The following is a 14,217-nucleotide window of genomic DNA, read 5'->3' on the forward strand; positions in this document are numbered from 1 at the left end:
TCTCTAATTTTTATCATCAGTGTTTTATAGGTAAATCACCACCTTGTGTCAAATTATTGTCTCGGTTAAATTACTATAATAAATTGTGTTAACAAGCTCGTTAATAGAGAGGTTTTATGATTACTTTACGTCAACTTGAATTTGCCTTAGCCGTTGCGAAACACCGTCACTTTAAACGCGCAGCTGAAGAGTGTAACATTTCACAATCTGCGCTCAGCCTCGGTATCGCTGAGTTAGAAAAGCAGCTTGATACGCAGATTTTTGAGCGTAATAACAAGCAAGTGCTTATCACCCCGATTGGACAAGATATTTTGACGCGAGCGCAGCGGGTGTTCTCTGAAGTCAGTGATCTGACCACGCGCGCGCATAGCCATCAGACGCCACTTGCTTATCCGATGACGGTCGGGATTATTCCAACGATTGCGCCATACTTACTTCCCAAAGTATTGCCCGCACTGCGACAGCATTATCCTGAGTTTCGTATGACCATCGTTGAGCAACAAACCGAGCGCCTACTCGAACAGGTCCGCTACGGACATATCGATACTGCCATTATTGCCCTACCATATGCCGTCGATGGGCTGCATAGTTTTGAGTTTTGGAGTGAGGACTTTTTTGCTGTATTTCCCAAAGATGATAACCATGCCAAGCTTGAAACCATCAATGCTGATGAGCTCGCGACAGCCAATTTGATGCTACTTGGTGAAGGACATTGCTTGACTGATCAAACATTATCGGTCTGTCACTTTGATCGTGAGCAAATGAAATCGAGCTTTTCCGATGCCAGTTTAAATACCTTGATACAGATGGCACTTGCCAATATGGGGACGACGTTAGTACCAGAAATGGCGTTAGATCAGCTGCATCTAGAAAATCAAAATGCAGTCGCTGTACCGCTAGCAGAGGAAGGGCCCCATCGTCATATCGCCTTTGTAACTCGACTAAACTATGCGCGCGTCGATGATGTTAACTTGCTCGGTAAAGTGTTTAAACAAGCGTTTGAAGAAGCTGCTGACAAAGAGTAATAGGGCGGTATAGTGTATTAGCTCATTAACCGTCATAAAGGTAAAATATGGACGATTTGTCGCAAACAGAAGCTGCGCTTGGTCTTGGTTTTGCAAGGCACTTATCTGCGATTGATAGTGATATCAAGTCGGCGGAGGTTAATGCGCTTTGGCAAGATATCGCTACTCGCTATAATGAAGCAACACGTGCTTATCATACTCTACGCCACCTTCAGCAATTGTTTGCACAGTTTGAACAGGTTAAGCATAAGCTTTATGAGCCACATATCATTGCATTAGCGCTTTATTATCATGATGTGATATACAATCCAACAAGCACTAATAACGAACAAAAAAGTGCAGAACATGCTGTAGAAGCGTTAAGTCACTACCTAAGCGTTGAACAATGCCAGTATATCTCAGCGCTTATCATGATGACCGCTAACCATCAGCTTGATGAGTTGGCAAACCCTAACAAAATCAGTGATGCCTCTTATTTACTAGATATGGATTTGAGTGTTTTGGGTGCGTCTTGGCCTGAGTATAAACAATATACAAAAGCCGTACGCCAAGAATATAGTCACGTTCCGCTGACGGATTATTGTACGGGACGAATGGCTGTATTAAACGGACTCTTAGCGCATCCTAAACTTTATCTGACCAACTATTACTATGAGCGGCTTGAGATGCAAGCACGGGATAATATCAAACGCGAACTTACTTTACTTGCAGCTTAATAAATAATTCACTGCCCTGCCGTGCAGGATGTGAATTATAGCTCGTTTCCATTATTTCAATATCGAAATGCTTCTCGAAACGTTGTTGGTACTCTTCTTTTGTACCGCCAAAAGGTGGTTCTTGACGTCCAAAATCGACGTTAAATAATAAGCCAACTAACTTGCCTTGCGGTTTTAGTAGCGCTGCCATTTGCTGGACATATTCATCACGGCGTGACGGATTTATCGCACAAAAAAACGTCTGCTCAAGTATCCAATCAAACTGATACTGCTCAGCAGACAATTCAAAAAAGTCAGCACAGATTAAATGTTCAGTCGGAAAGTCAGGATAGCGCTCGGCAAAGTCATTAATTGGCGCTGGGGCAAAGTCCACCAACGTGACATTAGTAAAGCCTTGCTCGTGCAGATAGCCAACCTCGTAAGCATTACCTGCCCCTGGCACTAAAATGGCCTGCTGCTTAGCAGATTCAGGCAATTGATCTATATAAGCTTTGAGCGGCGGTGATACCTGCCCCATATCCCATTGTATGCTGCCCGTCTTATAACGTTGCTGCCAAAACTCGGCTTGACTGACGTTTTCCATATGATATTTATCCTTGCTTACTTGTTTTAAGTAATACGCTTTGTACCATTATGGGCTATCATATCAGTATTATGCATGTTAATTGACTCTATTATTAATATACCATCTCTAATCCAACTGCCCTGTCCTACCTGCCAGCATATCATGCCAGTGCCGATAATCTGGCATCGCTGTCGCCACCGTTTGCCAAAAAGCATGGCTATGATTGGCGTGATGTAAGTGACACAGCTCATGAACGATGACGTATTCAGTACACTCAATCGGATAGGCTGGCAAATATATAGACAGCCAAATTCGCCGCGCTCGCGTATTGCAGCTGCCCCAGCGCGTATGCATTTTTTTTAGGCGTATTTCATTGGCATAAGCACCGATCACTGGTTGCCACTTTTCAAACAGCGATGGCATGATAGAAGCGAGATGTTGCCGATAATAGGCGAGTTTTTCATCATGGCTGAGGGTGATAGATTGCTCGGTACCCCAAAGCAAAACAGGGCTGTCAGCGGTTGAAAATTGTGCTGAATGGATTTGTTTACGCTGGTGCTGCTCTAAAACTTGGGCATGATTGGCAAGCGCCCAAGGTATGCGCTTGGCAACAGCTTGCTCAATTTGCGCTGTACTGATAAATACTGGGACAGACACCATCAAAGCATAGGGTTTCAAGCGAAAATTGATATTTTTGACGCGTTTTTTGGTCACGTATAGCTCAATGCCGGCCTGCGCAAGATGTTGTCTAATCGTATGTAAACTGATGCCACATCTCCTTGCTTAGTCATCGTTAGAGTTGCGCCACTGAAAAATAAGGGCTACTAAATAAAAGCTACGAAGATAAGCTTTTCGCAGCACATAAGGACGATTATGCCCATCGACCATTATTATGATTTTTTATTTAGCACTTACCCCAGTTGCAGTGCTTGCAAATGATTGTCAAAAGACATCTGATGCACCTGACTGTCTTTGATAATACGCTGAACTCTTTCAATCTTACGCGTGTCGATTGCGCCTGACGCTAACGTATCTTGTATTTCTAACGTCGTTAACTGCCCTTGTCCATCACTAACGATAAAGCCTGATTTTTCGCTGCCACTCTTTTTAGAAGTTTGCTCTTTAAATGCTTGACTGGCTAACATAGAAGCTCCAGCACAATCTGGCAAACTGACATCATCAATTAGCTGCCGCGTATCTAAATCGTAAATCGCCGCACAGCCGCCGATGGGCGTGGTGACACACAATAAATCACACTCGCTATCGACAGCGACACTGGCGATATACTGGTGAAAGCGCTGCCACTGATCATGAGGCATGATGAGCGGTTCAAAATTAGCATCACCGCGCCTATGCGTCAGTACCAGTGGTACATTGATATGTTTATCCCCTTGAAACTGAATGCCAATCATCACTGTACCATCGTCATGCATAGCGAGATGACGCACACTCATCTGATTGTGCGCTGGGATAACTTGCTCCAGCAATGCGCCAGTATGACGATTGAGATACACAAGCGAAGGGCGCATGCTATCGAGGTTTAGCTCTTCTCGAGACGCGCGCTCGGTTTTGATACCGCCATTGGCGATCACTAGTGTGTTGCCGTCAGAATGCATAATCAGCTCATGAGGGCCGATACCATAAGCGTCATATTCTGCGATTTTCTTATAGCCATCAGCAGCGTCATAGATACCGATTTTACCATCTAGGCTTACTGTATCATTTTCAGTCACATATAAAAGCTTTCCATCTAAGCTATAGCAAGCATGACCATAAAAATGCCGCTGGCTTACCGCTTTGATAGCGTTCGTGACTTGTCCACTAGCGGTGTCTAGCACCCAAAACCTCTCACTAGGGCGACGACCCATCACCACGACATCACGGCAAGGAGGCTGATTTTTCACGCTATCTTGAGTAACATGCGGCATACCACATAAATCATCAACAGATGGCTGCACAACGATATCGTGCACACGCTCAGGCATGGTGGTCTGCCAGACGATCTGTCTATCAGCATCGATACCGACGACACCAAAGTCGCTGTCAAGCTGCCTGTTAGAGCTATTAGCACCAGTAATATTCTTTGGCATAGATGCCACACCGCTTACCCAGCTTACGGGACGTGCCACCATGGTGGTGGTATGCAAAGCAGTAAAATCAGGAGCATTTGTTGTCTCTTGATAATACTGCTGATACGCTTGCTGCCATGCCTGCCACTGTGCGCGGACACCAGTCACGTAATCTTGCAAGCTTGCATCGGGCTGGTGCCGCTTTCGATAATAATGATGGATGCCGACCAGTGCTGCCGTGCCTGTGATACTAGCGAGCGCTGTCAGCACAGATGACGTTAATAACCTCTGACTGGGCTGATCGCTAATATCAAGCGCCAACATGCCAGTCTTCGTTTCATTAATACGTTTATGCATTGCTTAATCACCATCAGTACTATTAAAGCCCACACGAATACCGAGTGTCGGAATCATCTGGCGCTTCATAATACGGGTAATGGTAGTCAGATGATCATATAATTCTTGCTGCACGGCCTTATCAGCTGTAGCAATATCTTCTGGCATTTGTGCCAACAGAGTGGTGGCGTCTACAAGTGCCGTTGATAAATTATCAGCGACTTCGTTTTCGCTATTACTGCCGAGGATAGCGGTTAAGACAGGATCAGTCAGCGCTTCATTTAACGTGGCTAATTTGGTATTGATGATGGCGCGGCTTTGACCCGCTGTCGCGGCTGGTAGATGACCTTTGGCTTTACCCGTCAGTCCCAAAGGCTGATCAACGGCGTTAGATTTCATGGTCTCAACCAACGACAACAAAGAATTAAACCATTGGTTCAAGCCTTGATCGCTATCTACCGTCTTATCAATTGCCAAAAGCTCAGTGGCATTCTTTTGCCAATGGTTTTCGATATCTTGTAAGCGCGTACTCAAGGCATGACTTGCGCTTATCACGTAAGCACACTGGCCAGCATCCAAACTCTCGTTAGCATAAAGTGCCTCTTCCAACCCTGGCACTCCTTGTACAATGGCACTTTCGTTAGCGAGCTGCTCAGCGCTTAGGTTTGGATTGGCAGCGATAAGATCTGCCACACCACTATGTACCAGTCCACGCTCATCAGGATAATAATTGATATATAAGTTGCTCATACTGGCGGTCGCAGGGCCAAAATTGATCATCTCAGCGCGCGCCCACGCTTGGGCTAACACCAGCCATTGATCACGCAGCGCTTGTAGCTCATCACCGCTGACTGCTCCTGACTGACAATGCTTTTGCGCCAGTTTATGCATCAGCTCGCTTTGCTCTACAGCATCAGCATAGGCGGGAATAACGATATCATTTGCCACGTGAGTCAGATAGGTTTTTTCTGTCTCAGCACTAATATCGACAGCGACAATTTTCTCTATACTATTATTTTTATCGTTTACAGAAGACGTAGTAGCGCTATCTTGTACGACTTTTTGGCTATCAGTCTCTGGCGTTTTGTTTTCATCTGCAGGTTTGACACAGCTGATCAGTAGCCCAGCACTCAAAGCAGAGAGCGTCATCGCTAAAGCATGGTTTATTTTCATAAGTTTCTCGGTATTTGTATGAACATGATGGCTGAAAAGTTGATAAAAGCAATCACAGTAATATCAATATATTCAGTCATTAAAATTGTAGCCGTTAACGATCAACGCTGATCCGCGCTTTTATAACGGCTCTTTTTATAACGATTGTAAGAACGCTGTCAATTCAGCGCGTCCTTGCTTATCTAGCTGTAGTACTTTTTGCTTTTGTTTTTCTGCCTCACCGCCATGCCAAAGTACAGCTTCCATCAATGTACGAGCGCGGCCATCGTGTAGAAACGTCGCTTGTGGATCGACCGTTTGCGCAAGGCCAATCCCCCATAAAGCTGGCGTTCGCCATTCATAGGAATTGGCTAAAAACTCTACTTGCGTGTCTTTTGGCGGCAGCTTACCAGCGGCCGTCCGATCGGCAAGCTCGTCGCCCATGTCATGCAGCAGCAAATCAGTATAAGGATAGATCACTTGTCCATGCTGCTCAAGATGGTCATCGTCGGTTTTTGGCAACTGATATCTTGGCGTATGACAGCTTTGGCAACCCATATCATAAAAGCGTTTTTTGCCCGCAAGTACTAGTTTATCGTCGGCATTGCGGCGATGCGGGACGGCAAGATTGCGCGTATAAAATTCGACAAACTTGGCCACTTCATCATTGACTTCCACAGGCGGCTTGCCATTGACCTGCTCATCAGCGCCCGTGGTCGCGTTGACACACGCTGTCTGCGTTGGCATACAGGATTCATGAGGACGGATGTTAGAGGTCAACCCCATATCTTCATTAAAGGCGCTTTGGTTTTGTGTTAAAAGCTTAGTCTGGCCGGCCTTCCAACCAAAGCGTCCCAATGCAGTTTTACCTGTTTGTGGATCCATAACCCAGTTAAACTTACCGCTGATATCGTCACTGTTATTTTCCACTACTTGTTTTTTAATGTCGTCGTCAGGTATTTGCTCCAGCAGCCCAAGCCCTATCATCGGTAGAGCAACGCGCGGCGACACCATTAGTTCGTCATCAAACGCGCCATAACCTGGGCGTGTCAGATCAAAGGTTGGCGCGCGCAGGGTCTCAACGTGACCATCAGCAAAAGTAACGGGCTTGTCGGTCCACTGCACACTAATACGTGCTTCAGCGGGCACGCCCTGAATACCGCGATCTTGCAGTTGGCCGCCATACATTGGATGGACGACTTTTTCGATCAGCGAGTCTTGCAGCTGCTGACGCTCCTCAGCTGTAGTCGCAGGCATCGCTAGACGAATCAGCAAGCTGTCGGCATCGTCCTCACTACTCATCGGCGCATGACCACGGCCGTCTTTGATGTGACAAGACTGGCAGGCAGCGACGTTAAATAACGCGCCCAAACCATCACGGCTATCGGTACTGGCAGGGGCGACGACCCATGGCTGGCGAAAGAACGCATTACCAATAAAAAAGCTACCCTTACGTGAGGCCGATAGATTGGAGGACGGTTTAGAGTAACTCTCGCTACTCGTAATGCTAATACCAGTATCACCGCCTTGCTTGATCTCTTGCGGGTCAAATGTCGCAAGCTGCGTCATTGGCACGCCCGCCAGCGCTTCAATATCTTGAGCACGCTTAGGTGTGACCGCTTGTGCCTCTGCGCTATCCGCTACCTCGTTTTTATTTTCAGATACACTATCAGTCGGTTGACAAGCGCTGATCGCCACTGCGCCTATGAGTGTTAGCGTCAGTTTATAGATAGTACGTTGGAGAATTAAAGCAGGGATAGCAGAGGGTTTGGCAGAAGTGACGCTCATAGAAGTTGCCTTAGTTCACAAGTAGAACCATTAAAATCAGATGCTATACGGTTTTAATCAGTCTGTTGACTGATATACTGGTACACACTGGCCTATCGGCTTATTTTAATGCTCAAAAATACGCTGCCAACCATTGCCAGCAACGTATATATTATATCTGATTGACGCTTTTATCAGGACTTGTCTTACAAACTTATAATGACTCAACAGACATGACAAGCAGTATAAACCAATCTATTTAAACAGATAAGCGTCAACTTAAAACTGAGAGCCTGCATCGGCATCTAAGTTGTCGATACCGACCGCTTTTGCTGCATTTTCGATACCAGCAGTCAGTTCTTGTAAGCTAGTAATGCTACTCTCAATCCAGCCACGACGCGTGTTTTGCTCTTCAGCCGAGATACCTTGTTTACTCACTTGACCTGCTGTAGCAATCATTTGATCAACCTTAATGCCTTCTTCTTCGCCTTTTTTAACGATGAAATTAAAAGCATCTTCTACTTTGATAAAGTCAATGGCCAATTTATCAGCGGCGTCTGAGTGTCCGTTATCAATAAGATACTGATGAATACCGTAACCCCCAACGGTTTCGCCAGTGACTGTTTGATAGCTACCACTGAATACATTTTGGATACCACGTGCATTATTGGCATAACTTAAGTGAGTCAAATCACTAAAGCATTCGTGCTCGTCTTCTGTTGACCCAGTCACAAACGCTACCTGTATGCGCTCAGAAGCCAGCTCACCCAGTGCTAAGCTGCCCATTTGATACATGATTTGACGTAAAGCATTATCATTTTTACGCGCTATAAGATCACTACGTAAAGTATTTTCGCTATCAGGTTGCCACTCAGCTTCCATCGCTGTTAAGTCATCAACCAATAGCTGAGTCGCCGCCTTTAAAAAATTACCGCGACGTTCACATATACTGGCGTCATCATTGACGATATCACCACTGGTACATTGCCCAGCTTCAGTGGCATAGTCAGTCACTGGACGATCTCCTGCACCTGCGCTCACACCATTGGTATCTTGACCCCATAGCATAAACTCAATTGCATGATAGCCTGTTGTGACATTGGCTTCACTACCACCGATCTCATTCATTTCTGCTAGTAGCTCAGGGGTAATTTCGCTGGTATCTTGTTTAATACTGCCAACCGTAATACTATCGCTATTGATAATATTGTCCTGGCTATTGTACTCACCTTCATAGCTATCACTGACATAATCAATCAACGCTTCATCAAGTGGCCATGCATTTATTTGACCTTCCCACCCATCGACGCTGCCGATGGCACGCTCGTCATTAGCCGTGACAAAACCTTCATCAAAACGGAACACTTCGGTTTGTGAATAGGGCTGACGCGCCGCTTTATAAGCAGCTTTTGCAGCATCTAGGTTAGCTTTAGTTGGTGTTGCTACGTAGGTTTCGACCGCAGTTTGTAGGGCTTTTGCTGTGTCTAGTGAGTCTTTATAGGCAGCATGTGCCATATTGGCATAGCTACTTACCAGTCGATCAATGTGAGCTTGCTCGGCAGCTGAGCGCTGTCCATCATCAGATGTTTCTGCGCTTTGCACTTCTGTCTGTGTAACAGTAGTGTCCTCTTCTGTCTGTTTGGTACAACCCGACACCATTAGTATCGCGGTAAGTGCAGTAGCTAAAGTAGTTGGTAAAATCTTGCGGCTCGTTACTGTGGTAAATGTCATACACATCCTCAAAAATTTTTGCAAAAGAATTTATCAATTTTGACCAAAGCGCACTTATCTTTATATGACGACTCTTTTTAGTCATACATCTAATTATGCATAATAAAAATGTTAGCGTTACAGCCATAATAAATACTAATGAAGTATAAAGTTATTGATAATCATTATCAATATTTAATTTAATATTAATATTTTTTCAATAACTACTCTCTACCTTTCATAAATTTACAGCAAAAAAAAGAGCCAGCAAAGTGCCAGCTCTTTTTTTTCGTTATTCAATAAAATGTTATTCGATACAAATACGTATTTGGTGCTTAGTTTATGCTTTGTGGTGAGTTGATAGTCAACTCTACGCGGCGGTTTTGCTGACGACCATAATCTGTACCATTATCAGCAACTGGACGAGACTCGCCATATGCAACCACATTGATACGGTTGGAAGATACGCCACGTGCAGTCAAATAGTTAGCGACTGAGTAAGCGCGGTCACGCGATAGACGCATGTTATAAGCATCCGAACCTTTGCTATCAGTGTGGCCTGCAATATTTACTGTCGTTTTATTATATTGGTTCATTGTTGATGCAAGCTTATCTAATGTTGGCTTGAAAGAAGAACTCAATGTTGCATCGTCAAATGAGAAAGTAATATTACCTGGCATAACCAAGTCAATGTTACCCGTATTCGGATTTTGCTCGACCGTGACGCCCGTGCCAGCCATTTGTTGCTCAAGCTGCTTTGCTTGACGTTCCATATAGTAACCAACGCCAGCACCTAGCGCCGCACCGATAGCAGCATCACGACCAGTCTTATCGCCACCAGTAGCCTTTGAGATTGTCGCACCACCTGCTGCACCAACTAAAGTACCCAAAGCCGTTTTATTCAAACGCTGTTGTCCAGTGTTTGGATCAGTGGTACAACCGCTCAATGCTAGACCTGATGCTACTGCTGCAATCATTAATTTATTACGCATAATATTCCCTCTTAAGTTAAATTTATTCATTGTACTCTGTTGTATTCTAGAATTTTTCCTCTAAAAACACGCTATTAATATGATTGATATGCGACATATTAGGGTTTAGTACAGTTAACGATTATAACGTTTTTGTAAAGAATCAAAAGCAGTTATATCTGACAGTCGTATAAGTTCACAAGATACCAAACATTAAACAGCTTGTTAGGTGTTATTCACACTCGTCATTATTATCGCAAGCAAGTTCTGTCTATGTGTAATATTTTGTCACATCTATGTATAAGAAGTGCATGAGACCTTACACACACTGTTATCGATACGATTATATAAAGGCAGTAAATACTGTAAAACGTCCTCAATATATACTTTTTTCTAAATAGTAAAAATATTATTATTCAAAATATTCTCGATTTTAGCCAATAGTTATAACCGTAAATATAACGAAATATTTGTAGTATTTGCTACCGAAAGTGATGTTAACACTCGTACACTGTTATTGCTTTCTGCTAAACTCGTGCCTGCTTAGTACTATAAATTTATCGTTTTATTTAAATTTATATGGCTCACGTTGCTATATCTATATAAACCACTTGTATTTTCTCTATAGTATTAGCAGCCCTTATAACATTAGCAACGATTACTACGACAAATAAAAAAGGACTTATCGTGCAATTGACTTCTACTATTCAAAAACTGCATGAGCGCGCTCCCAGACTCGGCAAAGCCCTCTCTCTTGCGACGGCTACGGGTGTTATTACTGGGAATAGTATCGGCGCGAGCATACCTATATGGTTTATGGGCGCTGCCAAAACCATTACTGGCGCGAAAATTGCTGATGATACTGTCATTAAAGTGACCAATTATTGGATAAATAGCAATAATGCTTTGATTGATAATATTTTACCTAATAAAGATTGGCGTATTAACCTACCTGATGACGTGCATTCGAAGGGTAAATACTTGCTGATTAGTAATCATCAATCATGGGTCGATACCAGTATCGTACAGTATGTTAGCGAAAAGCGCTTACCATTAACGCGTTTTTTTACCAAGTTTGAGCTGATCTATATTCCTGTCATTGGACAAGCCTTTTATTTTTTAGACTTTCCTATGATGCGCCGGCATTCAAAAGAAGCGGTAGCGAAAAACCCAGCTCTACAAGGTAAGGATATAGAGGAGGCCAAACGTGCTTGTGCTTTGTTAAAAAGCAAACCTTTTACCCTATTAAACTACTTAGAGGGTACGCGTTTTACTAAAGCCAAACACACTAAGCAGCAATCGCCTTATAGTCATTTACTCAAGCCTCGTGCAGGCGGTCTTGCACTCGCTATTAATGCTTTGGGTGAGGATATCGATGGTATTTTAGACATGACCATCGTTTATCCTGATGGCATACCAAGCTATAGCGATTTGTGGAAAGGCAACATCAAACGCTTGGGAGTCGATGTCCGCTATATCGAGATGCCTGACACGCTGTTCACTGCTATCCAAAAAGGTGGTTACGAAAAAGATGAATCGATTAAAGCTGAGATGTTTGATTGGGTTGGGGACGTATGGCAACAAAAAAATGAACGTATCGATACTATGCTCGCTGAGTTTGTCTCCAACTCTGAACCTAACAATGCTTAAGACTAAATTGCTCTAATATAACCATCGACGATATAAGGTATGATTGTGTCCGCCTCTACTACTCCTTTTGTTACAGATACCAAGCCGCTGCCCAATCAGCTAAAAACCTCGTTGTCAAAACCAGAGCCTCCTAGGCGTCCACAGCCGAACCGGCTAAAGTTGGCTTATGATATTGTGATGCTTATCGCTATTAGTATTGACCTACTATTTATTAGCATCGATGCAATTTTGATGAGTAACTTTAGTAGCCATGTGGCAGGATGGTTGGCGATTAGTGATGGACTTAGCTGGTATCAGACCAGCTTGCACGATCCGCTACGTACCATAGGTGGGTTCTTTACCATATTTTTGATTATTGAGCTGCTGGTACGTTGGGCAATTGCTATTAAAGATAAGGTCTATTATCGATGGTTTTTCTTTCCATTTGTCCATTGGTATGAAGTACTTGGCTGCTTCCCGCAGCTACGTGCACTACGTCTGTTTCGAGCTGTGATAATCGGTCGACGCTTGCATCAGCTTGGTTATCAGGTACTACCGCAACCCTGGATCAACCGTATCAAGTTTTATATCGATGTGTTACTAGAAGAATTGTCTGATCGTGTCATTTTGACGACTATCTATAACTTTCGGCAACAGCTTACTGACTCTAACGCTCATAAATCGCTGATTAAATCGACTATTGAGCGCAATCGCGAGCAGATCGAGGCGATGTTGTTATCGTTGTTACGTCAAGAGCTTGCGCCCATGCTTCAAAAGCTTACTGATAAATCAGAAGGTGGTCAGATGATAGCAAACGAGGTTGGTAATGCCATTCAAGACGGACTCGCTAACACTCCTGAGCTGCGGCGTTACCTGCGTCTGATTCCGATTGCAGGTAGCCTCATTGAATCACAACTTCAACATATTGGGCATAATATTGGAGAAAATGTCGTCTACTCTCTCAACGAGCGTCTGCTGAAAGCTGAGCATATTGACGCATTGATGGTAAATATTGCCCATAGTATTGTAAATATTGATATCAATAATGCAGCACTGGAGGCGTTGCTTGCAAGTATCATCAATGATAGCTTGAGCGAATTTGAAGCACAAATCAAAATTCAGCAATGGAAACATCAAGATATGCTCAATTTATAACTTCTATGACCTAGGTACTGCTAAAAACAGGCCTTTATGATGATCGGATTTCAATTTTTATGTAACTATTTATGTCAATTTTTGTATGACTAGGGGCTTGTTAAATACCAGCAACCCTTAGTACACTGCTCGTTGATAGCGAACAAACTAACGATTTATTTATAGTAACAACTGCGCCGTGATCGCAGCGTTATTAGTATCTTTTAAGGATTTGCATTATGACGACTTCGAATACAGGCCAGCATGATGATATGACATCTCAACCTGCGATAACCTTTTATGGAAAGATGCTGACGTTTTCACGCCTGCAACTGAGAACCAATGATTTAACCGCTATTGAAGCACATTTATCAGACATGTTAAGCAACAAGAGCAGTCAGATTCCTGTCATCATCGACAGTAGCGTTGAACAAGATTTGTCCGCTTTGATTGAGCTTTTGTGGTCGTGGGGTTTACAGCCTATCGGTGTCGTAACAGGATTGCTTGATAGGCAAGCGCAGGCTCAAAGACTGGCGATATTCCCAGCAGATGGCAAACGCATAGAACGTATTGTGTCTAGTAAAAAATCAGTCACTCAGTTGAGCCAAACCAACGCTGAAAAAACAGCAGATTTACAAGCTAAAGCAGACAGCAGTGCTGACGATACAGTCGTAAACAAAGATAATAGCACTGCAGATATTTCGGCTGAGACCTTGCTCAGTAGTGAGCACATCACCAGTATGATTTACGATCAACTGCTACGTTCAGGCCAAAGTATAAACCATGTTGGTGGTGATTTAATCCTAACCAATAGTGTCAATAGTGGTGCTGAAGCCATCACAGATAATAGCTTACATGTTTACGGGCGCGCCCAAGGTCGTCTAGTTGCGGGAGCTACGGGCGACAAAGACGCGCGTATATTTTGTCAGGTATTTAATCCATCCCTAGTCTCTGTCGCTGGCACTTATTGCTTGCGTGACAACCTGCCTGAAAATACTATCGACAAACCAGTACAAGTGCGTTTTGTAGAAGGGGAAGGCTTGGTGTTTACCGTCATGGAAAGCACTTAATATGCAACTATGTTATGTAAAAATAGCCAAACTATTTGATAGTTAAGGCTGTTTTTTATTTTGGCGAAAGTTA

At 43.7% G+C, this 14,217-nt stretch carries 12 protein-coding genes; 5 read left to right on the forward strand and 7 right to left on the reverse strand.

Features of this window, described 5'->3' with window-relative positions:
• Positions 1-116: 116 nt before the first annotated feature.
• Both ACS8FB_RS08085 and ACS8FB_RS08090 read left to right on the forward strand, forming a co-directional pair.
• Positions 117-1,025: a hydrogen peroxide-inducible genes activator gene (locus ACS8FB_RS08085; RefSeq protein ID WP_299217766.1), complete on the forward strand. Its 909-nt coding sequence runs from the start codon at positions 117-119 to the stop codon at positions 1,023-1,025.
• A gap of 47 nt (positions 1,026-1,072) precedes the next feature.
• Entirely contained in the window at positions 1,073-1,741 is a 669-nt protein-coding gene (locus tag ACS8FB_RS08090; protein WP_439261992.1) for an HD domain-containing protein, read from the forward strand.
• Here ACS8FB_RS08090 and ACS8FB_RS08095 read toward each other — a convergent pair.
• From ACS8FB_RS08095 to ACS8FB_RS08125, 7 genes are all read right to left on the reverse strand, one after another.
• Positions 1,722-2,324 carry a methyltransferase domain-containing protein gene (locus ACS8FB_RS08095; protein ID WP_439261993.1) on the reverse strand — a complete coding sequence of 201 codons (603 nt, stop codon included), beginning with the start codon at positions 2,322-2,324 and terminating at the stop codon, positions 1,722-1,724. The genes ACS8FB_RS08090 and ACS8FB_RS08095 overlap by 20 nt on opposite strands.
• Before the next feature lie 108 nt (positions 2,325-2,432).
• On the reverse strand, positions 2,433-3,020 hold the full coding sequence (locus ACS8FB_RS08100) for a M48 family metallopeptidase (protein WP_439261995.1): 588 nt from the start codon (positions 3,018-3,020) through the stop codon (positions 2,433-2,435).
• A 197-nt stretch (positions 3,021-3,217) separates the two neighbouring features.
• On the reverse strand, positions 3,218-4,732 hold the full coding sequence (locus ACS8FB_RS08105) for a DUF1513 domain-containing protein (RefSeq protein WP_439261997.1): 1,515 nt from the start codon (positions 4,730-4,732) through the stop codon (positions 3,218-3,220).
• Between the two features lie 3 nt (positions 4,733-4,735).
• Positions 4,736-5,884, reverse strand: a complete 1,149-nt coding sequence (locus ACS8FB_RS08110; protein ID WP_439261999.1) for an imelysin family protein — start codon at positions 5,882-5,884, stop codon at positions 4,736-4,738.
• Positions 5,885-6,019: 135 nt separating this feature from the next.
• The gene (locus ACS8FB_RS08115; RefSeq protein WP_439262001.1) at positions 6,020-7,651 is read right to left on the reverse strand and encodes a di-heme oxidoreductase family protein; all 1,632 of its coding nucleotides are present in this window, start codon (positions 7,649-7,651) and stop codon (positions 6,020-6,022) included.
• Between the two features lie 258 nt (positions 7,652-7,909).
• The gene (locus ACS8FB_RS08120) at positions 7,910-9,361 is read right to left on the reverse strand and encodes an imelysin family protein (RefSeq protein WP_439262003.1); all 1,452 of its coding nucleotides are present in this window, start codon (positions 9,359-9,361) and stop codon (positions 7,910-7,912) included.
• 314 nt (positions 9,362-9,675) lie between these two features.
• Complete coding sequence (locus ACS8FB_RS08125) at positions 9,676-10,332, reverse strand: OmpA family protein (RefSeq protein WP_299217780.1); 657 nt, start codon at positions 10,330-10,332, stop codon at positions 9,676-9,678.
• 666 nt (positions 10,333-10,998) lie between these two features.
• Between ACS8FB_RS08125 and ACS8FB_RS08130 the strand changes: the two genes are divergently transcribed.
• The 3 genes from ACS8FB_RS08130 to minC all read left to right on the forward strand — a co-directional run bounded on the left by ACS8FB_RS08130 (position 10,999) and on the right by minC (position 14,144).
• Positions 10,999-11,961: an acyltransferase gene (locus ACS8FB_RS08130; protein WP_439262005.1), complete on the forward strand. Its 963-nt coding sequence runs from the start codon at positions 10,999-11,001 to the stop codon at positions 11,959-11,961.
• 39 nt (positions 11,962-12,000) lie between these two features.
• Positions 12,001-13,095 (forward strand): hypothetical protein, encoded by a 1,095-nt coding sequence (locus ACS8FB_RS08135; RefSeq protein WP_439262007.1) that lies wholly within the window; start codon positions 12,001-12,003, stop codon positions 13,093-13,095.
• A gap of 218 nt (positions 13,096-13,313) precedes the next feature.
• The gene (gene minC / locus ACS8FB_RS08140; protein WP_439262009.1) at positions 13,314-14,144 is read left to right on the forward strand and encodes a septum site-determining protein MinC; all 831 of its coding nucleotides are present in this window, start codon (positions 13,314-13,316) and stop codon (positions 14,142-14,144) included.
• The last annotated feature ends 73 nt before the right edge of the window (positions 14,145-14,217 follow it).

The sequence above is a fragment of the Psychrobacter sp. 1U1 genome, assembly GCF_051847535.1.
Lineage (GTDB): Bacteria > Pseudomonadota > Gammaproteobacteria > Pseudomonadales > Moraxellaceae > Psychrobacter > Psychrobacter saeujeotis.